The organism is Niallia sp. FSL R7-0648, from assembly GCF_038007005.1.
GTDB lineage: Bacteria > Bacillota > Bacilli > Bacillales > Cytobacillaceae > Niallia > Niallia circulans.
In genome coordinates this window covers 677,238-703,306 of sequence record NZ_JBBOWE010000001.1, presented here as the reverse complement: position 1 = coordinate 703,306, position 26,069 = coordinate 677,238, and the positions used below count along the sequence as shown (strand labels likewise).

At 35.5% G+C, this 26,069-nt stretch carries 24 protein-coding genes; 12 read left to right on the top strand and 12 right to left on the bottom strand.

Annotated elements, in window-relative coordinates; all coding sequences use genetic code 11:
- Nucleotides 1-129: 129 nt before the first annotated feature.
- Both NSQ89_RS03415 and NSQ89_RS03410 read left to right on the top strand, forming a co-directional pair.
- The gene (locus tag NSQ89_RS03415; protein WP_047943113.1) at nucleotides 130-993 is read left to right on the top strand and encodes an AraC family transcriptional regulator; all 864 of its coding nucleotides are present in this window, start codon (nucleotides 130-132) and stop codon (nucleotides 991-993) included.
- 168 nt (nucleotides 994-1,161) lie between these two features.
- The gene (locus NSQ89_RS03410) at nucleotides 1,162-2,064 is read left to right on the top strand and encodes an ArsR/SmtB family transcription factor (RefSeq protein WP_047943112.1); all 903 of its coding nucleotides are present in this window, start codon (nucleotides 1,162-1,164) and stop codon (nucleotides 2,062-2,064) included.
- Nucleotides 2,065-2,180: 116 nt separating this feature from the next.
- On the opposite strand, the gene NSQ89_RS03405 is transcribed toward NSQ89_RS03410, so the two are convergent.
- Complete coding sequence (locus tag NSQ89_RS03405; RefSeq protein ID WP_095320247.1) at nucleotides 2,181-3,179, bottom strand: Gfo/Idh/MocA family protein; 999 nt, start codon at nucleotides 3,177-3,179, stop codon at nucleotides 2,181-2,183.
- A 1-nt stretch (nucleotide 3,180) separates the two neighbouring features.
- Nucleotides 3,181-4,197 (bottom strand): Gfo/Idh/MocA family oxidoreductase, encoded by a 1,017-nt coding sequence (locus NSQ89_RS03400; protein ID WP_095320246.1) that lies wholly within the window; start codon nucleotides 4,195-4,197, stop codon nucleotides 3,181-3,183.
- A 166-nt stretch (nucleotides 4,198-4,363) separates the two neighbouring features.
- On the opposite strand from NSQ89_RS03400, the gene NSQ89_RS03395 reads away from it, so the two are divergent.
- Nucleotides 4,364-5,218, top strand: coding sequence for a MurR/RpiR family transcriptional regulator (locus NSQ89_RS03395; RefSeq protein ID WP_047943109.1), 855 nt, complete (start codon nucleotides 4,364-4,366; stop codon nucleotides 5,216-5,218).
- A 202-nt stretch (nucleotides 5,219-5,420) separates the two neighbouring features.
- Here NSQ89_RS03395 and NSQ89_RS03390 read toward each other — a convergent pair whose 3' ends face one another.
- The 4 genes from NSQ89_RS03390 to NSQ89_RS03375 all read right to left on the bottom strand — a co-directional run bounded on the left by NSQ89_RS03390 (nucleotide 5,421) and on the right by NSQ89_RS03375 (nucleotide 9,882).
- A complete protein-coding gene (locus tag NSQ89_RS03390; RefSeq protein WP_251688845.1) occupies nucleotides 5,421-6,182 on the bottom strand; it encodes a class I SAM-dependent methyltransferase in 762 nt (253 codons plus the stop codon).
- Between the two features lie 408 nt (nucleotides 6,183-6,590).
- Nucleotides 6,591-7,685 carry an ABC transporter permease gene (locus tag NSQ89_RS03385; RefSeq protein ID WP_095258811.1) on the bottom strand — a complete coding sequence of 365 codons (1,095 nt, stop codon included), beginning with the start codon at nucleotides 7,683-7,685 and terminating at the stop codon, nucleotides 6,591-6,593.
- On the bottom strand, nucleotides 7,682-8,938 hold the full coding sequence (locus tag NSQ89_RS03380) for an ABC transporter permease (RefSeq protein ID WP_047943106.1): 1,257 nt from the start codon (nucleotides 8,936-8,938) through the stop codon (nucleotides 7,682-7,684). The genes NSQ89_RS03385 and NSQ89_RS03380 overlap by 4 nt, the downstream gene beginning before the upstream one ends.
- Before the next feature lie 11 nt (nucleotides 8,939-8,949).
- On the bottom strand, nucleotides 8,950-9,882 hold the full coding sequence (locus NSQ89_RS03375; protein WP_047943105.1) for an ABC transporter ATP-binding protein: 933 nt from the start codon (nucleotides 9,880-9,882) through the stop codon (nucleotides 8,950-8,952).
- A gap of 197 nt (nucleotides 9,883-10,079) precedes the next feature.
- Between NSQ89_RS03375 and NSQ89_RS03370 the strand changes: the two genes are divergently transcribed.
- Both NSQ89_RS03370 and NSQ89_RS03365 read left to right on the top strand, forming a co-directional pair.
- Nucleotides 10,080-11,408 (top strand): hemolysin family protein, encoded by a 1,329-nt coding sequence (locus tag NSQ89_RS03370; RefSeq protein ID WP_047943104.1) that lies wholly within the window; start codon nucleotides 10,080-10,082, stop codon nucleotides 11,406-11,408.
- Nucleotides 11,409-11,803: 395 nt separating this feature from the next.
- The gene (locus NSQ89_RS03365) at nucleotides 11,804-12,643 is read left to right on the top strand and encodes a YitT family protein (RefSeq protein WP_047943103.1); all 840 of its coding nucleotides are present in this window, start codon (nucleotides 11,804-11,806) and stop codon (nucleotides 12,641-12,643) included.
- Between the two features lie 148 nt (nucleotides 12,644-12,791).
- On the opposite strand, the gene NSQ89_RS03360 is transcribed toward NSQ89_RS03365, so the two are convergent.
- The 4 genes from NSQ89_RS03360 to NSQ89_RS03345 all read right to left on the bottom strand — a co-directional run bounded on the left by NSQ89_RS03360 (nucleotide 12,792) and on the right by NSQ89_RS03345 (nucleotide 15,934).
- Entirely contained in the window at nucleotides 12,792-13,436 is a 645-nt protein-coding gene (locus tag NSQ89_RS03360; protein WP_341132253.1) for a response regulator transcription factor, read from the bottom strand.
- A 2-nt stretch (nucleotides 13,437-13,438) separates the two neighbouring features.
- Nucleotides 13,439-14,641, bottom strand: a complete 1,203-nt coding sequence (locus NSQ89_RS03355; RefSeq protein ID WP_341132252.1) for a sensor histidine kinase — start codon at nucleotides 14,639-14,641, stop codon at nucleotides 13,439-13,441.
- Nucleotides 14,625-14,963: a DUF1516 family protein gene (locus NSQ89_RS03350; protein ID WP_047943101.1), complete on the bottom strand. Its 339-nt coding sequence runs from the start codon at nucleotides 14,961-14,963 to the stop codon at nucleotides 14,625-14,627. Before NSQ89_RS03350 ends, NSQ89_RS03355 begins: the two co-directional genes overlap by 17 nt.
- 65 nt (nucleotides 14,964-15,028) lie before the next feature.
- The gene (locus NSQ89_RS03345; RefSeq protein WP_144581041.1) at nucleotides 15,029-15,934 is read right to left on the bottom strand and encodes a fumarylacetoacetate hydrolase family protein; all 906 of its coding nucleotides are present in this window, start codon (nucleotides 15,932-15,934) and stop codon (nucleotides 15,029-15,031) included.
- A 290-nt stretch (nucleotides 15,935-16,224) separates the two neighbouring features.
- Here NSQ89_RS03345 and NSQ89_RS03340 point away from each other — a divergent pair, with 290 nt between their 5' ends.
- The 7 genes from NSQ89_RS03340 (at nucleotide 16,225) to NSQ89_RS03310 (ending at nucleotide 18,646) form a co-directional block, all read left to right on the top strand.
- Nucleotides 16,225-16,446 carry a spore germination protein gene (locus NSQ89_RS03340; protein ID WP_047943099.1) on the top strand — a complete coding sequence of 74 codons (222 nt, stop codon included), beginning with the start codon at nucleotides 16,225-16,227 and terminating at the stop codon, nucleotides 16,444-16,446.
- Nucleotides 16,447-16,470: 24 nt separating this feature from the next.
- A complete protein-coding gene (locus NSQ89_RS03335; protein WP_047943098.1) occupies nucleotides 16,471-16,710 on the top strand; it encodes a spore germination protein GerPB in 240 nt (79 codons plus the stop codon).
- A 36-nt stretch (nucleotides 16,711-16,746) separates the two neighbouring features.
- Nucleotides 16,747-17,382: a spore germination protein GerPC gene (gerPC, locus tag NSQ89_RS03330; protein ID WP_047943097.1), complete on the top strand. Its 636-nt coding sequence runs from the start codon at nucleotides 16,747-16,749 to the stop codon at nucleotides 17,380-17,382.
- Nucleotides 17,379-17,558, top strand: coding sequence for a hypothetical protein (locus NSQ89_RS03325; RefSeq protein ID WP_047943096.1), 180 nt, complete (start codon nucleotides 17,379-17,381; stop codon nucleotides 17,556-17,558). Before gerPC ends, NSQ89_RS03325 begins: the two co-directional genes overlap by 4 nt.
- A 2-nt stretch (nucleotides 17,559-17,560) precedes the next feature.
- Nucleotides 17,561-18,073 carry a spore germination protein GerPE gene (locus NSQ89_RS03320; RefSeq protein WP_082138364.1) on the top strand — a complete coding sequence of 171 codons (513 nt, stop codon included), beginning with the start codon at nucleotides 17,561-17,563 and terminating at the stop codon, nucleotides 18,071-18,073.
- Between the two features lie 82 nt (nucleotides 18,074-18,155).
- Nucleotides 18,156-18,374, top strand: coding sequence for a spore germination protein (locus NSQ89_RS03315; protein ID WP_047943094.1), 219 nt, complete (start codon nucleotides 18,156-18,158; stop codon nucleotides 18,372-18,374).
- A 53-nt stretch (nucleotides 18,375-18,427) separates the two neighbouring features.
- Nucleotides 18,428-18,646: a spore germination protein gene (locus NSQ89_RS03310; protein ID WP_047943093.1), complete on the top strand. Its 219-nt coding sequence runs from the start codon at nucleotides 18,428-18,430 to the stop codon at nucleotides 18,644-18,646.
- Between the two features lie 88 nt (nucleotides 18,647-18,734).
- On the opposite strand, the gene addA is transcribed toward NSQ89_RS03310, so the two are convergent.
- Nucleotides 18,735-22,475, bottom strand: coding sequence for a helicase-exonuclease AddAB subunit AddA (gene addA / locus NSQ89_RS03305; protein ID WP_341132251.1), 3,741 nt, complete (start codon nucleotides 22,473-22,475; stop codon nucleotides 18,735-18,737).
- Complete coding sequence (gene addB / locus NSQ89_RS03300; RefSeq protein ID WP_341133138.1) at nucleotides 22,462-25,953, bottom strand: helicase-exonuclease AddAB subunit AddB; 3,492 nt, start codon at nucleotides 25,951-25,953, stop codon at nucleotides 22,462-22,464. Before addB ends, addA begins: the two co-directional genes overlap by 14 nt.
- Nucleotides 25,954-26,069 lie beyond the last annotated feature (116 nt).

Genomic DNA, 26,069 nt, shown 5'->3' with positions numbered 1-26,069 from the left:
CCATTCTTTTCTGGTATCGCTTACAATAGTTTAACTGGTTTCGTTCATGATGTAAGTAGGATAACAAATAGATGTGGTGGACATAAACTAGATGATCATGCTACCATATCTTCAAAAGGAGGAAAAAAGATGCCAGCAACGTATATATATTCCCATCTAAAAGGAGCGGTACCCTTTCATTCAGCTGGTTTATTTGTATCAGATGTTTCATGGTCTCATGCACCAAGAAGAAATCCAAATGAAGAAATTATCCTATGTATTTCCGGTACTCTTTATTTAGAGGTAGATAATACCGCATATGAATTGAAAGAAAATGAATTTCTTTTCATTCCTGCCAACACATCTTTTAAAGGTAATAAACCCTCAGAAAAAGGCCTGTCCTTTTATTGGTTCCACTTTTATCTCCCTCAAGGAAAAGAGACTGTTTCAGATCCCTTCGTACGAAAAAGCTCTACTCCAGAAATATATTTACCTTTGTATTCATCTGAAATGAATCTTTGTAAAACCATCATTTTGTTAAATCAATTAATCGCAAGCATGAAATCATCTCAAACAAATAATGGATTTCTAGATTATTTAGTAACAGCGATTCTGCTAGAACTTAGTGAGGAAGCCCGTAGTGTCTATGAAGATACCGAAGAGAGGGAACCACATAATCGTTTCTTACACTATGTAAAAGAATGGATTCGGATGAACAGCAATCACCCCTTAACAATTGAAGAGATCGCCAATCATTTTGGATATAATAAAGCTTACTTATCACATACTTTTTCCAAAAATACCGGGACAACGATCAGCCAATTTATTCTTCAAGTTAGAATGGAGAAGGCAAAATCATTATTATTGAATACGAATGATACTGTTACAAAAGTTGCTGCCGATTGTGGTTTTAAAGATGAGAAATATTTTATGAGAGTATTTAAGCAAACAGAAAACATGACACCAACTGCTTTCCGTTCTGCTTTAAGGCATATTAAATTAAATAATACTTAAGATAACAATACTATAAACTTAACAAACTTTATCAATAAAAATATTAACATTAATATTAATCACCCCTTACACTAAAAGAAAACATTTACAGAGGTTAATTTACATGTTATTTTTTGTATAAGAAGGAAACTTTATAGTTAATTAAACATACTGAAAGAAGGGGTCTATATGCAATTGGGGATCGATAAATCCTCTTTAGTCGTGTACGAAGCTTTAGCAAGTGAAGTTCGAATGACAATTATTCAGTTACTGTCTAAAAATAAAATGAATATAAAAGAGCTTGCCAAAGAATTGGGCATCAGCAGTGCTATTGTAACAAAGCATGTAAAAAAATTAGAAGATGCAGGTCTAATAAAGACCGAAAAGGTTCCAGGGAAGTCTGGCTTACAGAAAATTTCCATGTTAAAAGTGGACCACATTGAAATCAACTTTCCGAAGAAAATCTATCATTCTTTTGCTTCTTACGAAACTTCTGTTCCAATTGGTCATTATACTGATTATGATTTAAAGCCAACCTGTGGATTAGCTTCAGAAAAGGATTTTATTGGCAGAGTAGATGAACCGAAGCTCTTTATGGATCCAAAAAGAGTGGAAGCAGAAATTTTGTGGTTTACTCAAGGCTTTATCCAATACACCATCCCAAACTTTTTAAAAAAGGAAGAAAAAATCCAGCAATTTGAAATTAGTTTAGAAGTATGTTCAGAATTTCCATTTTCTAATGATAATTGGCCTTCTGATATTACCTTTTCACTAAATGGGCTAGAACTTGGAACCTGGAGAAGCCCTGGCGACTTTGCAGATACACGAGGTAAACTTACTCCTGAATGGTGGCCGCATAATTTAAATCAATACGGACTTCTTAAAACACTGCGAATTACAAACCATGGTACATATATTGATGGAGATCCGATATCCGCCATTACCATTAATGAATTGGATGACAACTGTGATCGCTGGACATTTCGAATTGAAGTGAAAGAAGATGCTGAATATGTTGGAGGTGCCACTATTTTTGGGAAAAAATTCGGGAATCACCCACAGGACATTATTTTCAAAGTCTATTATTTATAAGAGAAGGATTTACTTTAATAAGTTGGGAAACAGTGACTTGTTTCCCTTACCTTCCTCGTTTCTTCCTTTAACGATAAAAAAGTCCTCTATTATTAATAGAAGACTTTCTTTCAAACCTATTCATTCAGCCATTTATCGGCAGCAAAAACAATTCCTGCCCTTTTTCTCGCTACTGTAAGAATCTCCATCACTTGAAGACTATGTTCTAGTCTTTTTAGCATTTCACTTTTGTTTTTCTCGCGTATTATTTTTTCAAATGCCACGAACTCTTCATACATTCGATGATTATGCTCATTTTTATTTATCTTCTCTTCTACATTACTAGCATTGCTGATAATAAATGAATCTATACTGTTAACAGGTCCATCAACTGTCAAGAAGCCATTATCGCCTTGAATAGTCGCAAATGATGCTCCCCAGCTATCTTTTGAACCTATACATATCGCTTTAAAGCGCTCATACTCTAAAATCAAGACTCCAGAAGTATCAATCCCTCGTGACAAATTGGGATAATACTGCACCTCCATTGGTTTTCCGAATAACCCAACAACGAAATGAATATTATAACTATTAATATCCATCAAGGCGCCACCCGACATCTCTGGATTAAAAGCTGGTAAAATGTTCCCCTCCTTAAAAGCATCATAACGTGAGGAGTACTGAGAATAATTTGCTTCTACCACCTTGATATCTCCTAGCTTAGGCAGCAATTCTTTTATTTTTAAAAAATTCCCTCTGTATTGATTAGTAATTGCTTCTATTAAATAAAGATCATTCTTTTGGGCAATCCTTTCTAATTCCTTCAATTCATTCAAATTAGAGGTAAAAGGCTTCTCACAAATTACATGTTTTCTGGCTTCTAAAGCTAGTTTTGTATAGGAATAATGAAGATGATTAGGCAATGCTATGTAAACGACATCTATATCGGTATCTGCAAGCATCTCTTTATAATCCACATATATTTTGTTTATAGGATATTCCTTTTGTAAGTCTAACAAAAATTCTTTTTTATTGGGTCTTCCAAAAATCGCCACCAAGTCAATTTGTGGTATAGATTTAAGCATAGGTAATAAATCTTGAACAATCTTTCCTGCTCCCACTATTCCAAGTTTCATTTTATTTACATCCCTTCATTCCCTCTTCTAAAATTGCCAATTGTAATAGCGTTTCCTCATCTTTTATTATTTTTTCTTCCCCATAGATGATTGTATTATACATTCCATCATACACTCGCCCATAATCCCCTGCCTCTGACACAACTTTTTCTTCATGGTAATTTCCATTCTCATCTATATAAGTTAGGGTGCCATAATGTTCTGGTTGGTCTACCCCAAAACCCTCTCCATCAGGCATATAGAAAAGTTTTAAATGTTCCTCTTGTCTATCTTTCGAATGTTTAATGAAGCTTCCCTTCTTACCGTAAACAACAAAGCTTGGTCTTTCTTTTAGACGGAAGTAACTTGACTTAATTGAAACCTTTAACTGATCATAATAAAAGTCTAAATCAAAATAGTCATTCATTCGTCCTTGACCTAATAATTGTCGTACATCATAATGAACATGCTGCGGTTTTCCAAAATAAGATATGACCTGGTCGATCGTATGGGTACCATGTCCGTACATAAAGCTGCGATAATTATTATAAACCTGGACTGTTTCTGGCACTTCTGGTCGATAATAGTCATAATTCAATTCTACTTCTAATAAATCTCCTAATTTACCACTCTCTATCACCTTTTTTGTTGTCAGAAAATCTGAATCATAACGGCGGTTTTGATAGCATTGAACAACAAGTCCTTTTTCTTTTGCATACAGGAATATTTCTTCGGCTTCTTCTACCGACATCATAAATGGCTTTTCCACTAGCACATGTTTATTATGATCTAAAGCTAACTTAGCAAATGCATAATGAGAGTCATGAGATGTTGTTACTACGATTAATTGAATCTCTTGATCCTTGAGTATCTCATTTAAATCCGTAGTATAATGAATATGTTTATGTTTCTTCCATGTATCATGGGCTGGATTTCTACGATAAATTGTTTTCACCTTAATATGGTCTCTTTGTAAAGTAAAAGGAAGATGATACCTATTTGTACTTTTGCCATTTCCTATGTATCCAATTGTCAGCATAAAAGACACTCCTTTTTTCCTTAATGGGACCATTATAGGATGGAATAACAGAGAATTCCATGTAAAGCTTTAGCCTGAACGGATTTAGGATAAAATGTTCAAGCTTCCATCTGAAATGAAGCTGATTTAATGAACAAAATGTTCAATTTTAAAGGAGTGAGCCGATTTGTTGCTAAAACAAATTGCAAATAGAACGGATTATACAACAGCAGAAAAAAATATTGCAAAATATATTTTGGAGAATGCTAACTTAATAGAGAGAATGACAATCCAAGAGTTAGCACAAAAAACATTTACTTCCCATACTTCTATCATTCGCTTTACACAAAAGTTAGGAATGAAGGGTTTTAAAGATTTTAAAATTATGCTTGTTAAATCTATTGAGCAAAAAAACCATGTTTTATCTGAAATTAATCCCAATATCCCATTTGAAGATGATGCTTCTCTTATGAAAATCAGCCAGGATATGATGTATTTAACTCAACAGGCCATCAAAGAAAGCTATGAGCTCTTAAAGGAAGAATCCCTTTTTAAAATGACTAAGTATCTATACAATGCAAACCGTATCTTTATGTATGCTGTAGGAGATTCGCAAATTCGGGCCGAAAGTTTTCAAAATAAACTTTTGAAGATAAATAAATATGCCATAATCGCAACGGCCCGTAATGAATTTGCCAATAACACTGTTAACATTGATATAAATGACTGCGCCTTTTTTATTACTTATGAAGCTAAATCAAATGAAGACTTCATTGCTGCTCGTATATTAAAAGAAAGAAAGGTGCCTATTTTATTGCTAACCGCCTTTCCTGAAAGTAAATTAGCCAAAATGGCAGATGTTGTTTTAACCATACCAGCTTTAGAAAAGAAAGAAACATACAAAATCGCTACCTTTGCATCACAAGTATCCATTGATTATGTGCTTAATGTCTTATTTTCCAGCTTGTATCAAATAAATTACTCACAGAACAGAGAGCATCAAAGAAAAAGTACGGAATTAATAGATCGCTTTTCTTTTTAGAATATAAGAAAATCCCTTAGTCTAAATATAGTTAAACTAGAGGATTTAAAACAGCACTAGCTGCTAAGTCTTTCTTGCACAGCTGGCATCCACTGGCAAAACAATCTTCTATTTTTCGATGAATTTTCCTTTTTTTGAAAAAAACAAAAAAACTCAGCTAAACCTTTAAGGTATTAACTGAGTTTCTTTTGTAACTTCTACGTTATTGCTTTCTCACCTTTAGATAAAAACGAGATTGGCTGGCATCAAAAAAGCCAGTTTTCTCGATATGCTGATACAAACGATAGAGTTCATTCTGGTACTTTTCTACGCCAAAATCAGGAACTTGCCAAGGAATCGCCTTTAAATAATAAATAAGTGCGCCCAAGTCATAGAAACGCTGGATAGGAAACTCCTCTTGGTACTCCAAAACCTCCCATTCAGTGAGAGAAAACTGGTTAAGAGCAGCTGAAAGTTTCCACTCTTTAAATTCAGGATTGAGCGGAACTCCAAACCAGTCATTTATTTCCTTGCAATCTAAACCTCCAACTTGCTGGGTAAGAAAAATACCCTTTGGCTTTAAGATTCTTTTCACTTCTTTTACAGAGTAAGATTCATGTCTGTTAATGATTAAATCAAAATGATTGTCGGGAAATGGCAATTCATTATCATCAACCACTTCCATCACTCTCACTCCTAATGGCTCAAGCTTCTTTTTGGCAATCGATACGTTCGGCTTGTACCCTTCCGTCGCATAAATGATACTTGGAAAATAGCCTTTCAATAAGGAGAGAAACTCTCCTCCCCCAGTTCCCATATCCAATACAGCTGTGGTTTCCTGCATTGCAGAAATTACTTTGCTCCCGTAAGACCAAGAAATCATGCTGTTTTGGATTCTGCCTGTATCATAAATGCTAGAAAAGTCCCATCCTGAAAATTTCTCGTTTATTTCCTCTAAATACCTATGAAAATTAATATCTGTCACTTTTTATTCCTCCCTATTTTTTATTTTTCAATAAAGAATAGGGAGGTCCTCTACAATAATGGTTTTATATTTCATGTTCCAGTGATCTCATACTCTTTCTCCCTTATTAGTTCTTTCAAGCTCTTTGAAACTAAGTACCTGCCACTCCAAGACAGATACTTATCCAACATATTTATGTGTGTATACCCTACATATCTCTAATGGTGTCATTTGTTAACCGAACAAGATTACCACTCGGCTCAAAAATATTAGAAATGAAAAATGTCAAAGGAAGAACAACAACATCTAAATAGCCTTTCACTATTTTTCAGATCAATTGTTCCAGATCCCTCTTCCTAAACTTGGAAATCTATACTCTTAATTATACACTATTTTTTATTTTTTCAAAATATTACACCTTATATTTTCTTATACATGTCTTTTTTCTATAAGCTGAATGCCAATACCTAGCATAATTGTTCCCATCAAACAAAGAATCCCTGCCGGAACCATAATATCATTCCAAGAAGCACTGTCGATAACACCTTTTTTTAATAGTTCCATTCCATAAGTAATAGGAACAACTTTGGATAACAAAATCATTATTTTCGATGTAACAATTTCAATTGGCCAATAGGCTCCGCCAAGCATCGCAAAGCTTACAGATACCAACGGAATAAAGGCATTAAACTGGCTTGGTGTTTTCACAAGACCTGTTAGGAGAATAGTCAATGCCACAATAGCGTATAAATATGGAATGATTAGAACAAACACCAAATGAAAATTCCCATTAAAATCAATATTTAATCCATACCTGAAAAGAAGGAAAATCATTATTATTTGGATATAACCTATCGAAAAACTAAATAATAAATTCCCTAAATATATTTGTGCTTTTGAAGTAGAGGATAAAATAAATCGATCCCATATTCCACCTTGTTTATCTCTTAGAATTTCAATAACCGTAAAGGAAACGGTATAAATACAGAAGAATAAAGTAAACCCAAAGAGCGACTGGAGTGATTGATTATAGCTTGCTTCTTTATCCGTTAATGTTTGTTCTGTTTCTACAGGTATAATTGGTGTCTCTTTATTATGTGCAAGCACCCTTTGAGCTTCTTCTTTATCCGCTGCTCCATTGATCAGCGCTTGTTCCTTAAGCATATTCGCATAATAGGTTTGAAGATAATTTTGAACCATTAATACATTGGACGTATCAGCTACTCGAAAAATAGTATAAGTGTCTGGATTTATCGACACTCCTATATCTGTTTTTCCCTTTGCTAACTGTTCTTTTACTTCTTTTTCTGTATAAATAACAAACGAATAACTTTCACTTTGATTTAAAGCTTCTAGAATATCAGTTGTTTTCTCCGATTGTTCTGTATAAACTGGCACTTCTACTTTTGTGAAAGAAGACATCCCAACTAAATAAGCAAAAACGATACAAATGAAAGAGGTTACAATAAATCCACCTGGCTGTCTAATAAATTTCTTACATTTCCCCCATAGAATTGCATTCATTGGCGAACCCCTCCTCTTGTTTTCAAGGTAATCACACTAATCAACAGCAAAGTAATAGAAAATAGGAGGATTGCTTTAAGATGGCTCCATAAATCTGCCAATGAATAGCCTTGATATGCTTTTAAATAAGCAGTAAGGGCTGCACCTCCAGGAGAATATTCGCCTAATGTTTCCATAAATCCACCAATAGCACTTACATCAAAAAAGCTGCCGCCAATAAACGCAAGAATAGGTACGATTAAGGAAGACATAATACTCTCCACATTTCGTGACTTAGCAGCAAAAGAAATAGAAGTTGCTATAGTAGCAAACGCTGCAGCCATTAGATTTACCGTTAAGATAACAACTAATTGGTTTATCATACTAGAAAAGACGACTCCATAAATCATTGCTATTAAGCTGAATAAAATGGTCTGCTGTAAAAAAGATAGAATAAAGGCTACAGTAAAAACACCTGCAAAAAACACAAACTTTGGAACATTTGCCAGTAAGATACGTTCATACAAAAGCTCTTCTTTTTGCTGATAAGCAAAGCCTGCTACCGTTGTAGATATATAGAATACAAACATCACAGACATGCCGACTCCATAATAAGCAAAAGCGCTGATTTCCTTTTTCTTTTCGATATTTTTGATTTGTCCATTTACCTTTTCACTAACTAATGTCGAATAATCGATTTGAAGATCTTGGGCTGTCTTTAGATACGTCCACTCTTTTTGATAATTCGTCATAATATCCTCGATAATAGTTGCCTGAAGGGACTCTTGGTTTTTTGTCTTTATTATCCACGATGGAAGTTCGGTTTCTTCCTCTAAAAAATTTGTATAAAATTCAGAAGTAAATCCTTCTGGAATATATACTACACCGTCAAAATCCTTTTCCTTTACTATGGTCCGGTCACTATATTCCGTAACGGAAAGGAATTTCTTTAAATCAGGATTTTCCCCGACTGCTTTCATAAATGTAGCTATCGGCTGCAGAGCCTGAATATGCGCTATTTTTGCTTTTTTCTCTTGATCGCTTAGAGGAGACTGGTTTATTTTTTCTATTATTTCTTGTTGGGCTTGCTGTTCTTGATCCTCTACCACCATAGCTAGCTTCGCTTTTACTTCTATTTCACTATCATTATCCAAAGCCCCTAACGCGCTGCCAAGTATCGTGATAAGCACAAACGGCATTAACAACAAGACAACCAGCTCTCGCGGTCTTCTCCAAATCAGTAATAATTCTTTTTTTATCATTTGCCAAAGCATCTGGAATCCTCCTAATCTCTTAATTGACGGCCAGTTAAATGCAAGAACACATCTTCTAAAGTAGGCGCCTCAATATTTACAGAGAGTACATTTGTCTTCTGTTCTTCGGCAATCCGCAATATATCTTTTAACAAATTCACTCCTCTTGGTACGATAACCGTAATCACCGATTGTTGAATCGAGATATTCTTAATGCTTTCAAGATGACGGAGTGCTTCTGTAAATTCATGTTTGACGATTTCCACCTTAATGTTAATGGCTGTTTCTGCCGATAAAATATTTTTAATATCCTCCTTCGTTCCAGATGCAATGATTTCACCATGGTCCATAATATAAATCCGATTACAAAGAAACTCTACTTCTTCCATATAATGACTTGTATAAAGGACGGTCATTTGCTTTTCTTCATTTAGTCTTTTCACTGTTTCTAAAATATAATTTCTGGATTGTGGATCAATTCCAACAGTTGGTTCATCCATAATAATTATTTCCGGTTCATGTATTAAAGCGACACCAATATTTAATCTCCGTTTCATTCCGCCTGAAAAGGTTTTGACCAAATCCTTTTCCCGTTCTTTTAAACCAATAATTTCAAGAACTTCATCTACTCTCTTCTGTAAAATTTTTTTAGGAATCCGATGCATTTTACCAAAAAAGAGTAAGTTTTCTCGAGCAGATAAATCCATATAAACAGCGAGTTCTTGTGGTACTACTCCAAGAACTTTCCGTAAAGCCTGCGGTGTTTTTAAAATACTTTCATTATTTAAACGTACGTCTCCCTCTTGAGGAGAAACCAAAGAAGATATCATAGATATTGTTGTAGATTTACCTGCACCATTCGGTCCTAGTAAGCCTACAATTTCTCCACGTTCTAAATATAAATTGACAGAATTCACAACTTGCTTCCCTTTAAATGATTTAGATAAATTTATTATTTCTAACAAGGTCATCATCCTTTCTATATACAGCATAATGAAAAGACTCTTCCATTCCTATACCTAAAGGTCATTTTTTCCAAAAATAAAATGACTATAGTCATATCTTTTTATGCTAATTCAATAGCTGCTGCTTATTTAAGCATACTTTCATTTAAAAAGGGTAAAACAAATAAAAGATAATCATCGGAAAGGAGCTGTACTAATTGGGCATTCTAGTCTTGGTCATCCTTATTGCTTTAAACGCTTTCTTTGCAGCTGCAGAAATTGCGCTCATTTCCTTAAATGACAATAAAATTAAACATATGGCTGACACTGGCCACAAGAAGGCTAAAATAGTGCATAAATTGCTGTCAGAGCCGAGTAAATTTCTGGCGACAATCCAAATTGGGATTACTCTAGCAGGATTTCTAGCCAGCGCTTTTGCTGCGGACAGCTTTTCTGGTCACTTAACAGAGTTATTTTTAAGTATGGGTATTCCTCTCTCCAAAGGATTGCTTGACTCTATCTCCGTCATTATTATTACGCTGCTGTTATCTTATTTCACACTTGTATTTGGTGAATTAGTTCCTAAACGAGTTGCTTTGAAGAAAGCAGAAGGAATTGCGATGTTCGCCGCAAGTCCGCTAACAATGCTTTCTAAAATAACAGCGCCATTTGTCGCTTTCTTAACCTTCTCCACTAACCTGGTTGCACGGCTTTTCGGCGTTCGTCCAGATGATGAAGATGAGGAAGTAACAGAAGAAGATATAAAAATGATGATTGATGTAGGAAATGAAAGAGGAAGTATTGATGAAGATGAGCGAATGATGATACATAATATTTTCGAATTTGATAATAAAGATGTCACAGATATTATGACCCATCGCTCTAATATGGTAGCTATTCCTTCCCATTATACGCTAAATGAGATAGCTGCTCTTGTGAATCGTGAAATGTATACTCGCTATCCTGTATATGAGGGAAATATGGATAATATTATCGGTATCCTACATTCTAAAGATCTATTAGCCTATATGGGTAAAGAAGATACCTCCTTTCAACTAAGTAGGATTATTCGCGAACCATACTTTGTACTAGAATCAAAAAGAATTGATGAATTATTTATCCAGATGCAAAAAAATAATGTCCTTTTCGCAATTGTCGTTGATGAATACGGCGGAACAGACGGTATTGTGACAATGGAGGATTTGGTGGAAGAAATCGTCGGCAATATTTTTGATGAATACGATGAACCAAAACCTCCTGAAATTAAGATTATCGGGGAACATACCTATTTATTGCAAGGGACTATCAGTCTAGATGATGTGCAAGAGTTATTGAAAATTACCTTGCCGATTGAAATTTATGATACATTGAGTGGTTTTCTCATCAGCAGGATTGGCTATATTCCTAATGAGAATGAAAAACCAACCATTCTCTATAAAAATTTCGAATTTCAAGTCGAAGAAATTGTGGACCGCAGAATCAGTCAAGTGAAGGTTACAAAAATAATCGAAGAGCAGTCCCCATCAAATACTTCTTTAGAAACATAAGTGTTTTCCAAGGAACAGACTTAAACTTATGTTTTGGCTGGGACATAAGTTTCCCAGCCAAAAATATAAATGGATGTGATTATCCCCACACACTAAAATACACTACTCTTTCCATTAGACTGGATGAAAGCCCCTGTCTTTCGCCTGCTCGATTTCATTTTATTATCCATTTCATGGTGTCACATTTTTGTTCTTAAATCTATCATTTATACCGATTACAGTGTCATTTACATTCCCCTCTTCATATGTTCCGCAGCTATCCTGCTGAACCAACATTTATCCGAGTGAGTAACCAAATCATATTACTTTAAAACTTTTCCTATGAATTTGCGTTTTCCTTTATTATACTGGTAATAGTTTGCATTAAGTTTCTGTTATTATTGGAGGTTTTTTTCATGAAAAAATACGGAAAGGATATCCTAGTGATTATTTTTGGAGCCTTCCTTTTTGCATTGGCTGTCAATTTATTTGTTATTCCTAATGATTTGGGAGAAGGAGGAGTAACCGGTTTAGCCATTATAGCTTATTACTTATTTCAATGGTCTCCAGGTATAGTCAACTTTGCTTTAAACACCATTTTGCTTATAATCGGTTATAAATTTTTAAATAAACAAATGATTATTTATACCATTATTGCTGTTTTTTTCAACTCGTTATTTTTACATCTAACAGAGACATGGTCAATCCATTCTGACGAATTATTTGTTAATGTTATTTTCGGCGGCGTATTTGCCGGAGTTGGAATTGGATTAATTATAAGAGTAGGCGGTACAACAGCTGGCTCGACTATTCTAGCAAGACTAACCAATAAATATCTCGGCTGGAGTATAAGTTACGGCTTATTATTTTTTGATCTTCTTGTTGTTTTTGCCTCCTTCTTCCTAATAAAGGCAGAAGGTGTGATGCTGACAATTATTATGCTCTATGTTGGAACAAAGGTGATGGAATTTGTCATAGAAGGCGTTAATCCGAAGAAGGCAGTGACGATTATTTCCAATTACCCTGCAGAAATTGCGGATCAAGTAAACGAACAATTAAATCGTGGCGTAACTGTTCTATCAGGTCATGGCTACTACACAAAAGAGAACAAGGAAATACTCTATATTATTATTAATAAACAAGAAGTTGTGAAACTAAAGAAAATCGTGAAACAAACAGATGAGGATGCTTTTATTACCATTCATGATGTGAGAGACGTCTTCGGCGAGGGCTTTATTCACCTTTCTAAAGCGTAGTGAGGCATTTTCACCCGAACCATTATACAGAGCTGCTAATAAAGCTCTTATATAATCGTTCGGGTTTTATTTCAAAAAAAAGAAGGTTAGTGGAAAGCAGCCGCAGATGACTCTATTTCGCTTTCCTATTACTTAGCTGGCAATGAAATCAAATATAATCATTCCGCACCGCATAAATAGCTAATTGTGTTCGATCTCTTAATTCTAATTTTGCTAGAATTTGAGTGATATGATTTTTAATCGTTCCAACAGATAATAATAACTCACGGGAAATTTCTTTATTTATTTTCCCTTGGCCTATTTTTTTGAGAATTTCTATTTCTCGTGTTGTTAACACAACTGTCTGATTCAGTTCTTTCTCAGGCAGGTTCTCTTTTTTTAACAGCTTTGGCATTAATTTTGCGGCAACTTGATCATGTATCGACATGCCGCCCGCCAAACAACTTTTGATACTATTTACTAAAGTAGTATTATCTGTTGTTTTTAGCAGAAAACCATTCGCCCCTTCTTGAAATACCTTTATTGCATAATCTTCATCATTAAAAGTAGTGAGGATAAGTATTTTTATATGTGGAAATTGCTGACGAATTTTTTTCGTCGCTTCCATCCCATCCATAATTGGCATACGAATATCCATTAAAACAATGTCTACAATTGTTTTTTCTAATAAAAACAACACTTCTTTTCCATTTTCCGCTTCAGCAACGACCTTGATGTCTTCTTCTTGTTCAATAATCATCTTTAAACCATTTCTAACAATTGCTTGATCCTCCGCAATTAACACGCGAATCATCTTCATTCCTCCCCAACAGGAATATTTCCTTGCAGGATAAATTCTCCATTCGATTGAAGAATCTCTAATTTTCCATGTCTTTCTTCTATTCTTTTTTTCATATTCTCTAAACCAAAACCAAAATGAAAAGGATGCTTATGTATATAGGGATTTCTGATTTCAAATGTCAAATGCCCAATTGGGGAAACACCTAGTGTAATATGCACAGCTTTCGAACTTCCATACTTCATCGCATTTGTGATACCTTCCTGTACAGATCGATAGAGGACAGCACTTTGTTTATTACTAAGGTTTGCTTGTAGTACCCCTTGCTTGGTTGTAAAATGGACGTGAATATTGTTTTCACTTTCCAATTTTTTTATCAGCGTAATAATAGAAGCAATTCCTCTTGGCTCGTCTACTTGTAAAAGACGTACCGCTTTTCTTGTTTCTTCTAAGCTGTCAGCTGCCATATTTTTCAAAGTTAAATATTGATCCTTTTTCTCCTTAATCCAAAATTGTTCGATTTGCATCATTAATGCAGTCAATTTATGACCAACGGAATCATGCATCTGTCTAGCAATTAGATTTCTCTCCTCCACTCTTGCTGCATGCTCATTATAGTAAGATTGTCTTTTCTGTATCCGATAATCATTTAGTAAAGATTCATATGTATTTCTTATTTGGCGATAATCCCCCTCCAGCTCATTTACATGAATAAGTAAATAGGAAATTAACAGAAGAAAACTTATCCAAACCAAAGCTAAATAGGGAAACATTATAATAACTATTGCAGCATTGATTAAAAGAAACAAGCTAATGACAATACGAAACAAATTAGTTGATATATAAGTACTCATTACTATCATAAAATACAAAAGCATTAGTAATAGATAGCTATATAACTCTCTTCCTACTGTAAAGAGGACTATTTCAAGCATAACAATGATAGTAAGAAACGGTATGCTTTTTCTTTTAAATACAGGCACGAGAAAATAGAATCCTATAATAATAGAAAACAGAAATAAGTGCATAGCAAAATGCCAAGCATCAATGTTATATGCTTGATATAAAGTGCCCAAACATAAAAAAAACAGAACCACTATTTTTATCGAAAAGTCCTTCATTGTTTCTCCCTTTTCTCCTTGATCTTCTTTATAAAAAAGCTTGTAAAAGATACCTCTTCTACAAGCCTCTTGATCGTTTCTATTAAATGCTGTATCCAATCGCTAACACAAGCGCAAAAGAAACTACCAATAAAATCCACAGCGTTTTTGTATTTTCGGATTTTTTCGTGCGAATAAGTACCATTTCAAGCATACCGATAACCCAAATGCCTACAAGCATCTTAATTGTATGCATGAAATCCATCCCTGTTTTGGCAATTAAGCCAATTCCAGAACCAATAATCAGAATATACACTACCCGTAACACCATATGTACGATTTTACTTCCCTTTTCTTTTCCTGCTTTATGTAAACCGAATGACAAGGCAAATAGAATTAGCCCAATAATCCATGTCAGTACATGAGCATCTGTTGAACTCATATAGATCCCCTCCTTTTCTCCATTATTTTACCATAGATTACTTTAATCCCTCTATTTTCGACTTATTATTCCTCAGCTGCTACTTGATTTATTAAGGTACCAATTCCTTCCACCGATATTTCAATGCTATCCCCTGCCTTTAAGAAGCGTGGTGGGTTAAAACCTTTCCCAACTCCTGCAGGTGTTCCTGTGGCAATAATATCTCCAGGCTCTAACGTCATCCCTTTAGACAATACACTTATTACTTCTTCGATTGGAAAAATAAAATGCTTTGTATTGGATTGTTGTCTTATTTCTCCATTTACTTTAGTAGTAATATTTAATTCATTCGGGTTGGGAATACTATCCTTTGTTACAATCCATGGTCCAATTGGCGCCGTCGTGTCTAAACTCTTTCCTATAAAAAATTGTTTATGTTTCTTCTGTAGATCTCTAGCGGTGATATCATTTAAGATGGTATAGCCAAATATATAATCCAATGCCTTCTCTTTCTTAATTCCTTTTCCTTTTTTTCCAATAATAACAGCTAGTTCGCCTTCATAATCAAGCTGCTCTGTTACTTGTTTATGTTCCATAATATTCTCCATATGGCCAATAACCGTGGTGGGAGCTTTCGTAAAAATCATCACATGCTCAGGAATGTCCGCTTTACTTCCCATTTCTATTGCGTGTTCTTCGTAATTTTTGCCAACACAAAAGATATTTTTTCTCGGTCTAGGAATCGGTGCTAGAAACTTCACTTTTTCCATTGGTATATAAAGATTTGTGCTATCATAATGCTCTTCTGCCCAATGCATTAAACTTTCTACCTTGTTCATGAATCCTTCTTGTTCTATACATTTAATAAGATCTTCTGGATACGGTCTTCTTCCCGTATGCTTTTCCTCTGCATCATTTAATGGTAAAACTCTCTTTTCCTCTACTACTCCAATAAAAACTTTATTCTTCCACGCAACCGTTGCAAGCTTCATAGATTAATCCCCCTATAATATCATTATATATATTAGAACATTTAAGAAAATTATAAACTTTCTCAAAAATTTTTCCAAATAAAATTCCCCCCCTCCATTCTGAGCGTTTCTAAGACAAAAAATCGCTATTTATAGCAGTGAATTAACTCCTATTCCTTTTTCTTGTCATAGTACAATCATTCAAAAGAATATGTTAGTTAAGAATAGTATGAAGCTATCTAGGTGAATGTATCACCTAATCCGTTATTTTCCATAGTATGTATAAGAATATTGTATAAAGGATGTTGTATATGCCAGCAATTGTTGGAGTAGCTCAAGTTATATCCGTTGGGGGTAGCTCTATTTTTAATATTGGCGATGTATACAAAATGATGCCTATCTCTAATGCGAAAACCTTTTCTGGATCAGGCTCTTTTAATACAGGGGATGGATTAAAGATTACCAACTACCGCAGTTCTACCAATACGTATGATAACGATGGATTGGATCAGCCAATTGCTGCGAATGCGTAATTAGACTAAAAGGTGATGTGTCTAATGAATTATTTTATCCAACAATCTATAACCATAAATTCAATTAAAATCGGGGGGATTTCTAACTCTTCTGTATTACAGATAGGCAGTGCTGGAATTATTAAACCTGCCTCATACTTATATAATACGGGAGGATTTACAGAATCAGCTCCTGAACTTCAACCAGAAGAACCTGGAATGGATGTAGCAGATGAAGATACCGTTTTCTCACCTGCTGTTCCCTTGCAATCTCCTCGAAAATAGGAATGATTTGCAATAAGGAAAAAAGGGGGGATAGAAATGTCTTATGATTTTTATCAATACAGTGAAAATATGCGTCATTATTTACAATTGCTTGAAAAAAGAATTAAAGATTTAGAAGCACAGGTTGCCAATCTTACGAATGAGGTTACGGCAATCAGCGAAAAGCCAACTGTCCATATTGATCGTATCGATTACAGCTTTGACCAATTAAAAGTGGAAACGTTAGAAGGAACCTTGAATATTGGACTTAATCCTGAAGACTTAAGCAACATTGAAGAACTTGCCATTAATCCAAATTCACCAACCCAACAGCCTCAGGCCCCTTTCTATCCACCCATTGATCCTAAGCAGATGATGAATCGATCCATGGATATAGAAGAGGTCATGCATCAATTTATTCAATTAGAATTGCCAGAAATCATTCGGCAAAAGCAATTAGAACTTAATATGCCCGAAGAGGAATCCTATGTCACCTTTATTCAAGAGGATATTACAAAGCAATTACCAACAAGGATTCAATATTATTTACAACAAAATACTAACCGTAAGCAAAGCGGCAGCACTTTATCTAATGAAGCAATTATCAACGCTTTAAAGGAAGAAATGGAAAATGGAGTTCATTTATTTTTAAGTCATATACCAGATAACATGAAAGGAAGTGGAAAAGAGTGAATTTTCAAGTATATAATCGAGAGCTTCAAGTAGGTAGAATTGATATTATAGGGGTTGCCAGCTCCTCTATTTGCTTAATAGGAGATACACAAACGATTCAATTAGCCTCCACCTTCGATACACCAGCCGAATCTTTAATTATTGGCCCTTTTGTTCCACTGCATCCAAAAATTTAACTATGTTACAGCGTACATCTGTTGTTGATTTAATCACTATTAATACCGTATCCTTTTCCTCCATTGTAGAAATCGGAGATGCAACTTACCATCAATCTGCCTCTAGGGCATTAGCAGTCCAAAGACAAAAAGAGTTCTTTTATGGTTCGGAAACAGAATATGAAGACTATTCTGTGTTTACAGAACCCATTCCCTTACTTCCTATTATCGAAAATGTAACATGTCATTTTGAAAATAGGAAACCGATCATTAAAGTAAATCATATAAATATTATTGGAATATCTTCTGCCTCCTTATTACAAGTAGGCAATTGCCGTCATCTATATGCAGAAGCAAGAATTAAACATATCCGGCAAATAGAGCAACCACTTGCAGCGGAAACAGAAAATAATTTGATCCAATTAAATGAGCCTAGTCAATTTAATACTACAACCCCTGAAAGCCCTATTTCCATTACTGGCACAAATCTTATAGGAACTCCTTTTTCTAATAACACAGAAACAAGTCTAGAATAATAGAAAGCGGAAGATAAAAATTTTTTCGAGAAGAATATTTTAGTATCAGATTAGAATAGATACCACAAAAGGAGGTTAAAAAATGCCTGCAATTGTAGGACCAGTACAAATTGTTAACGTAGGAGAAGGAATTGTGCAATTTGGGGATTCATTATTTATTTCTCCCAAAGGAAATTCAAAGGCAACCTTAGGCTCTGGTACCTCCAATACGGGAGCATTTATTATAACAAATAATGGATTAAACGCTAGTAACTATATAGATACTAGTTTACTTGATCAACCAGTTGTTGCAAATAACTAGCTGCTAAGCCCTTTCATTCGAGTGTTCATATATTTTTCAAGGAGGAAAGAATTATGCCTGCTATAATAGGTCCGATTCAAATTGTTAACACAGGAGAGGGAATTGTGCAATTTGGAGATTCCCTCTTTATTTCTCCAAAGGACAATGCAAAATCAACAATAGGCTCAGGTACTGGAAATAATGGTGCATTTGTAATTACTAATAATGCAGTCAATTCCAGTAATTATACAGATAGCAGCGGGATTGATCAGCCTATATCCGGTAATAATTAATAAATATTCTCCTCTGTTTTCTACATTAATTTGGCCTCCCACAATTTTTGCGGGGGGCCATTTTTATACGACTATGACACGAGAATTTTTACAACTTTAACACATGTGCACCATCAAAGAAGAATAAGTATTTCTCTTCTATTTTTCGCTTTAAGATTTTTTCCAATGCTTCTGTATAAAGCTCTATTTGCACTTTATAGCGTGATTCTAATATTGGTTTTGCTTCTTCATATCCACTCTTATAACGACCAGATATTGTGTCTGTTTTATAATCAAGCAATACAGTACCTAAGTCATCTTCAAAGAATACATCAATAATTCCTTGAATGAGAACAGGCTCTTCTTCTCCCTGCCAATCTGCATATACTCGGCTTGCTGGATAGGCAATATTAAAAGGAATTTCTCGTACAAGCTTTGGTGCCTGCTGCATTCTTTTTCCTAAAGATGATTGGAAAAAGGATAAAATAGAAGAAATATCAATAACTTCGGCCTGCTCAGTCGTTAATAGTTCTTTTTTGACCATCTCTTCTAATAATTGCTTTAGACCAGCTGCCGTAACTTCTGCCTTTACATCTACATGCTGCATAACCATATGCATAGCTGTTCCGATTTCTGCTGGGCTTAATTTTTTTTCCTGCATGAATTTCGGTCGATTCCAGACCGTTTGCTTCCATTTTTCAGCAAGGTCTGTCCCACTTTGAGCATCCCGCAGTTCTCCTTGGCGCTTCAATTCGGATACAGACTGCTTAGAGCGATGAGAGGTGCTTTCCTTAGAAGAATAGGACCATGCGAAAGTTCTCTTAATGTCTTCTTTATAAGCAGAGAAACGATCCATTCGCTTTCCTTCCGATACTATTTCAAGCCATTCATTTTCTTTATTTTCTTCCTCCACCGATCGGTTTAGAAGCTCCTCTTTTTGAAGAATTTTCACTTCCCAATTAGATGGATGAAAAGAAATTTCCTCTTTTTCCCTCCAACTTTCTAAATGAATCCATTTGTTGTCACGATGTCTCACTAATGCTGGACCGATCCAATCTAAGTATGACTTCGCTTGGGCACGATCAAACTCATTTAAAAGCCAATTGGAATGTTCTGCGATTTGGGACCATTTCTGTTTTGCCTTTTCTATATCCTTCACCGCACCTATTAAAATCAGCTTTTCCTTTGCTCTAGTTAATGCAACATATAAGACGCGCATCTCCTCTGCCAGCAACTCCATCTTTTTCTTTTTAGCAAATGCAATTTGCGGGAGGGACGGATAAGATATTCGCTTTTTTGCATCAATATATTTCGTAGCAAAACCTAAATCCTTATCCAATAAAAAGTTCTTTCTTAAATCCATTGTATTGAAATTACGGCCCAATCCTGCCATAAATACAAATGGGAACTCTAAACCTTTACTGCTGTGAATTGTCATAATTCGAATAACATCTTCTTGTTCGGTTAAAGCTCTTGCAGCACCTAAATCATTGCCGCGGTCCCTCATTCTCTCTACAAAACGAAGGAAGCGGAATAACCCGCGAAACGATGTTTCTTCATATTGCCGAGCCCTGTCATAAAGTGCACGCAAATTCGCCTGACGCTGATTTCCTGCTGGTAATCCCCCCACAAAATCATAGAAATATGTTTCCCGATAAAGCTTCCAAATTAGTTCAGATAACGCCCCTCTTCTTGCCTCAGCGCGCCAATCTGCAAATTTATCAAAGAATGGTCTTATTTTTGCATACAAAGCTTCTTCTTTCTGATTATTGGATTGAATAAAAGCTTGAATAGCTTCATAAAAAGCTCCTTGTTTCTTGGCAATCCGCAGCTTACTTAATTCTTCTTCCGTTAATCCCACAATGGGAGAACGAAGAACTGAAGCAAGCGGAATATCTTGATATGGATTATCGATAATCTTTAGTAAAGACATCATGATATCCACTTCTGTGGATTCAAAATAGCCTGTTGTTAAATTAGCATAGGTCGGGATATTATACTGCTTTAATTCTTCCATTATTTGCGGAGCCCATGTCATAGACCGCAATAAGATGACCATATCCTTAAAACGAATTGGTCGATATGCTTTTTGTTTTGCGTCATATACCTCTTGGTTTGTTTCAAATAATTCTTTTACCTTTTCGGCAATTACTCTTGCCTCCAATTGTGATTGCTCCAGTTCCGCTGCATCAAGTCCCGTTGACTCTCCGTCCATCTCCATGTCTTCACTTGAATCACGCTGATTTACTAATGCAACTTCAATCGGATAAGGAGTTTCTTCTGGATAACTTGCACCTAGCTTTAATTCTGCGCTTTCATCGTATTCGATTTCGCCTACTTTTACACCCATAATTTGCTTGAAGAGAAAGTTTGTTCCTTCTAAAACTTCTTTTCTACTGCGAAAATTTTTCGCTAAATCGATTTTATAACCAGCATCTTCCCGTTCTTGAAACCGAAGATATTTCGCTAAGAATAGATTAGGCTCTGCTAATCGGAAGCGATAAATACTTTGTTTTACATCGCCAACCATAAACAGATTTCCTTCCGATTCACTATCCTTTGTTACTAGCTTTAAAATAGATTCCTGCACTAAATTTACATCCTGATACTCATCGATAAGCACTTCTTTAAACTGATTTCGATAAAACCATGCTGCTTCTGATGGAATAAGCTCCGTATTGGTTTCCTTGGGTTGACTTAAGATAGCTAAACAAAAGTGCTCTAAATCAGCAAAGTCCACTAACCCTTTATCCATTTTTATTTGTTGGAATCTTTGCCCAAAGGCCTCCACTAGATAAACAAGTGTCTCCACATGTGGCTTCATCGCCGCCATATCCTTTAAGAAGCTCTGTGGTTTTCTTGTAAAAAGATCGCTTTGCATTTCTTGCAATATTTTTTTTGCACGATCTCTGATTCTTTGTCCCTCTTCCACTAGCGCTGGATCATATTCGTCTCCTTTGCAAGGTTTTGCCCGTGAAAATTTCAATGACTGCATGGCCTCATATAAAGTTTCCCAGGAATGTGCCTTTGCCTTTTCTAAAATAGACACTAATTCTAAATCGTCCAAGAAGTTGCTCGCTCTCGGGGCGGGACCTCCTGGAAGCTTTGTCAATTCGTAGCCATACTCAAGCAGCTTTCTCACACCGTCTAGCTGCAGCTCCACATCATCGATTAAATGCTTCATAAATGGTAATTCAGTAATATCTGCATCTTCTTTCTTATCATACATGTCGATTAAAGACTGTAAATAAGCAGACGGAAATGGATTAGAGCGGGAAAAATCATATATTTCTTGAATCATTCGCTGCAATGCATCATCACTGCGATCATTTGTAAAAGCATCTACTAAATCAAAAAAAGCGAGATTATTTTCCTTTCCGTATTCCTCTTCAAAAAGATCTTCTAAGCATTCATCTCTTAATAATTGTCCTTCTGTTTCATCCGCAATTCTAAAACCTGGATCCAAATCAATGACATAATAATATTTTCGGATAACTTCTAAACAGAAAGAATGAATGGTAGAAATATGGGCTTTATTTAAAAGGGCCAGCTGTCTTTTTAAATGCTGGGAGGCTGGATTTGCATTGATCTCCTTTTCCAGCACTTCGCCGATCCGGTGCTTCATTTCTGCTGCTGATGCGTTCGTAAAGGTAACAACGAGCAATTCATCCACATTAATTGGCTGATCGGATACGATTTTTCGAATCATTCTTTCTACTAATACGGCTGTTTTACCTGAGCCAGCTGCCGCTGCGACTAAAATATTTTGGCCACTAGACATAATTGCTTTCCACTGATCATCTGTCCAGGTAACATCTGCTGGCTTGTCTGGTATATTAATCTCTTTCACTTGTATTAGCCTCCTCTCTAATTAATTGCAGTACTTCGTCTTTTGAGTAGGCTGGCAATTGTCTATATTGGTTTGTTTCTAATGCTTCATCAAATTGACAGACAGACTTAAACGAGCAGAAAGTACAAGGCTTCTTGTCATTTAATCGATAAGGTTCTATGCCTACTTCCCCACTAATAATCTTATTTCCTGAATCTCTATATTTGTGACGTACAAATTTTTGCATTTTGCTAAAGTCGTCTCTAGTAGCTACCTTCGATGCCTTCGTAAGAGTGCCATCGGTTTTAAAGCCTGCCGGTACAATCGGCGAATTCCCTTTTTCCAATGTTTCATCCATTAACTGAATGACTCGTTCTTCTCCAAGCATTAACCCATTCATTTTAAATTTCTTTAATAGCTCTTCTTCGATTTCATCTAATGTGAGGATTTTTTTACTGGAAATCATCGGATTATGAACATGAAAATATAATACTCCAGCCGGGCTCGCTTCCTTATCCACCAAAATCGTGCTGTTTGTAATAATTAAGTCCAAATAAGTCAGCATCTGTAAGGACAAGCCATAGTAAACTTCATTCATATTTAATTCTTGCCCGCTTGATTTATAGTCAATTACACGTAAATATACTTCATCCCCTACTTCTGCTTTATCAACACGGTCGATTCTGCCAATCAGATTCATATTCGTACCGTTTTTCAGCGGAAAAGAAATCGATGGCAGCTTCCCTTTTGGTCCAAATTCAAGCTCTAAATCAATTGGCGAGAAACCGCTATGTTTGGCATGTTCGCTTAAAATAAGAGAAGCTCTGCTAATGATTTGTTCTAGCTTTCTTTTTATATAATGATGTCTATTAGTACTAAGCAATATCTCATTCTGCAATTTAGGTGCGAGCATTTCTACCGCATCTCTTGCTAAACTTTCACATTGCTCTCTTGTTAAACTAGACCACATTAACTCTTGATGCATAACTGTTTCCGCAATATATTTTAAAGCTGCATGAAATAAGTCACCAATAGCAGGCGCTTCTAAACGATATACCTGCCGTTCACGAAGCTTTAATCCATGGGTAGCAAAATGCGAAAATGGACAAGCATGAAATAACTCCATTCTCGAAACACTTGCTGATATGGTATCTCCATACAATTCACTGCTTGTTTGTTCCGATAATTTCTCGGTTTTATTTTGATAAGTTAAACTAGAAAAAACCTTTTTGGCTGGTTCTCTCCAATTTGGGTGTTCGATATACTCATTGTAAACATCCCACCAGAAATCATAGATAGGATACTCTCTTTTCTTCAAATAAAGCTGGCCAGTAAGGTAAGACAAAGTTGTTTGTAAATGAACCACATAATCAAGCTGGCCTTCTTCTGACAATTCTTTCGGATCAGACATATAATAGACAGTTTCAGCTTTTGGAAATAGATCCTGCATTCTTTTGATATAAGTAGATGGCAAGATAGACTTTCCTTCATCGTTTGCCAGTGGATAGGTTAAATAAAGATAATCCGTTGGCGTTGTAAATGCTTTGTATGCAAGAAACTCCTCGTCTAATAACCTTGTTTTGCTTGTAGGAGCAAGCTTCATCCCTTTTTGTTGTAATGATTCTCTATCTGTGTCTGCAAGTATGCCCTCATCCTGAAATCTCGATGGAAAAACACCCTCATTTAGACCGATAACAAACGCAACCTTTATATCATTTAAACGAGACTGTTCTAAGTCAGCAATCAATACTTGATCCAGTGCTGGAGGAACAAGAGAAAACTTTAATGTATCTAGCCCTGCACTAATCACCGTTGCAAATTGCTTGGTTGAAAATTCCTCTTCCCCTAGTATCTCCACAAATTGATCTAATAGATCTACTATACTGTTCCATGCTTGATCATGCTCTCCAGCTTTTACTAGCTCCCCTTTGCTTTCTAACTCATTCTTCCAATACTCCATCTTCACCGGCACTTCTAGCTCTTCTAAAAATAAATATAGTGCTTCACATTTCGCTCTGCCGTTTTTCCCTCTTTTCAAGCGGTTTTGAAGGCGGATTAGAGGCGCAGTTAAAGAGAGACGCAGCTCATTTAATTCTTGTTCGAATTCCTTTTCTGCGTCCGTCTGCACACCTTGTTCAAATTCCAGCCCCTTAATTCTTCGATACTTCCAGCGTTCTTTTGAAGTCCACTTACTTCCCTTTATTCCATATGCAAGACAATAGTTTTCAAGCCTGTCTACTTTTTCTCTAATATTATTTTTGCGTTCATGAAGTGGAAATAGTAACTCTGTTTTTATCGAACGAAACACAGGCTCATAGCGCCAATTTGTATCGAAAATTTCTAAAGAGGAACGGATCAGCTCCACCAAAGGATGATCATGCATTCGACTTTTCTGATCAATAAATATTGGTATATGATAATCTCTAAAAACAGTTTCTATAATATTTTGATAAGCTGACAAATTACGAGAGAGTAAACTAATCTCTCGATAGCGATAATTTTTATGTCTAACGAGTTTTATGATTTCCCGTGCAACCCCTTCTATTTCTGCACGCGGATTTACGCTTTCACCAAATTTAATAGTTGTATCTTTAGTAAAAGCTACAGCTGGTCTACTATCAAAATGACTCTCTATATGAACTAACGATGGATGGCTATTTTTTTTGAATTCCGTAAGCTTGATAACCTCGACTTTCACTCCTAACTGCTTAGCCATTGCTTGGATTGTTTGGAAGGATTCTGTTGTCATTCGGAATAAACTTAAGTCATCATTTTGGAAAGTAAAAGGATCTAATGTATTCGTAATCGTCACCTTTTCACATGTATGCATTAACTGCTGAATGATTAAATACTCTTGAGGCGTAAAACTATAAAAACCATCAATGTAAATTTCAGCATTTTGCAAATAAGAGGACTCGCTAATCTTTTCCGCAAGCAAACGGAAATAATCCTCACCATCAATGTAATTTCCAATTATTCTTTCTTCAAATTTTTCATAGATTAATTCAAGGTCACTGATTTTATCCTGTAAAGCTTTGGTTGCTTCTTTTGTTCCTTCTAATTGTGCTTTCGTTGCTAACAGTTCCTCTGGAGTAACAGTATATCTTCTAAATTCCGTGACTAATTGTTCTACCTGATCAATAAATCCGTTCTTATCGGCAACCTTTTTAAATAGAGTTAGGTCATTTTTATTCTCTTCTATAATTTTTCGAATCAACATGCTTACACCCATACTATTGATGTGATAGCGGCTGATTCCGCCTGTTTCTTGCAACACTCTCCATGCAAGGCGGGTAAAACTATATACTTGTGAACGAAACATTCCCTGAACATTCGAGCCAGACAACAAACGTTGATCTGACATAAAGGTCATCTGATCTGGAACGATATAAATAATCGGATTCCCTTCTGGATTTTCAGCAAGTTTCGCTTGGATTTCTTCGATACAGAATGTTGTTTTCCCAGTACCAGATCGACCTGTTAATAAGCGGACAGTCATCCAAAATCCCCCCTTTTTTTCTATCTCCATTATTTCTTCTCTGTAATTATCATCATAACATAGAAACACATGTTTCTATAGAAAAGTGCTGCTGGATAATTTTTCTCTTTTTCTAA

What these genes read in the sequence shown, in the direction of transcription:
- NSQ89_RS03405 (WP_095320247.1), bottom strand. Translation starts at nt 3,179, where the DNA reads ATGAAACTTGGAATAGTGGGAGCAGGAAAGATTGTTCAAGATTTATTA.
- NSQ89_RS03350 (WP_047943101.1), bottom strand. Translation starts at nt 14,963, where the DNA reads ATGAGTTCAACAGATGCTCATGTACTGACATGGATTATTGGGCTAATT.
- NSQ89_RS03315 (WP_047943094.1), top strand. Translation starts at nt 18,156, where the DNA reads ATGCCTGCAATTGTAGGACCAGTACAAATTGTTAACGTAGGAGAAGGA.
- NSQ89_RS03360 (WP_341132253.1), bottom strand. Translation starts at nt 13,436, where the DNA reads ATGATTCGCGTGTTAATTGCGGAGGATCAAGCAATTGTTAGAAATGGT.
- NSQ89_RS03335 (WP_047943098.1), top strand. Translation starts at nt 16,471, where the DNA reads ATGAATTATTTTATCCAACAATCTATAACCATAAATTCAATTAAAATC.
- NSQ89_RS03410 (WP_047943112.1), top strand. Translation starts at nt 1,162, where the DNA reads ATGCAATTGGGGATCGATAAATCCTCTTTAGTCGTGTACGAAGCTTTA.
- NSQ89_RS03340 (WP_047943099.1), top strand. Translation starts at nt 16,225, where the DNA reads ATGCCAGCAATTGTTGGAGTAGCTCAAGTTATATCCGTTGGGGGTAGC.
- NSQ89_RS03365 (WP_047943103.1), top strand. Translation starts at nt 11,804, where the DNA reads ATGAAAAAATACGGAAAGGATATCCTAGTGATTATTTTTGGAGCCTTC.
- NSQ89_RS03400 (WP_095320246.1), bottom strand. Translation starts at nt 4,197, where the DNA reads ATGCTGACAATTGGATACATAGGAAATGGCAAAAGTACAAATAGGTAT.
- NSQ89_RS03320 (WP_082138364.1), top strand. Translation starts at nt 17,561, where the DNA reads ATGTTACAGCGTACATCTGTTGTTGATTTAATCACTATTAATACCGTA.
- NSQ89_RS03380 (WP_047943106.1), bottom strand. Translation starts at nt 8,938, where the DNA reads ATGCTTTGGCAAATGATAAAAAAAGAATTATTACTGATTTGGAGAAGA.
- NSQ89_RS03345 (WP_144581041.1), bottom strand. Translation starts at nt 15,934, where the DNA reads ATGAAGCTTGCAACGGTTGCGTGGAAGAATAAAGTTTTTATTGGAGTA.
- gerPC (WP_047943097.1), top strand. Translation starts at nt 16,747, where the DNA reads ATGTCTTATGATTTTTATCAATACAGTGAAAATATGCGTCATTATTTA.
- NSQ89_RS03385 (WP_095258811.1), bottom strand. Translation starts at nt 7,685, where the DNA reads ATGAATGCAATTCTATGGGGGAAATGTAAGAAATTTATTAGACAGCCA.
- addB (WP_341133138.1), bottom strand. Translation starts at nt 25,953, where the DNA reads ATGACTGTCCGCTTATTAACAGGTCGATCTGGTACTGGGAAAACAACA.
- NSQ89_RS03310 (WP_047943093.1), top strand. Translation starts at nt 18,428, where the DNA reads ATGCCTGCTATAATAGGTCCGATTCAAATTGTTAACACAGGAGAGGGA.
- NSQ89_RS03415 (WP_047943113.1), top strand. Translation starts at nt 130, where the DNA reads ATGCCAGCAACGTATATATATTCCCATCTAAAAGGAGCGGTACCCTTT.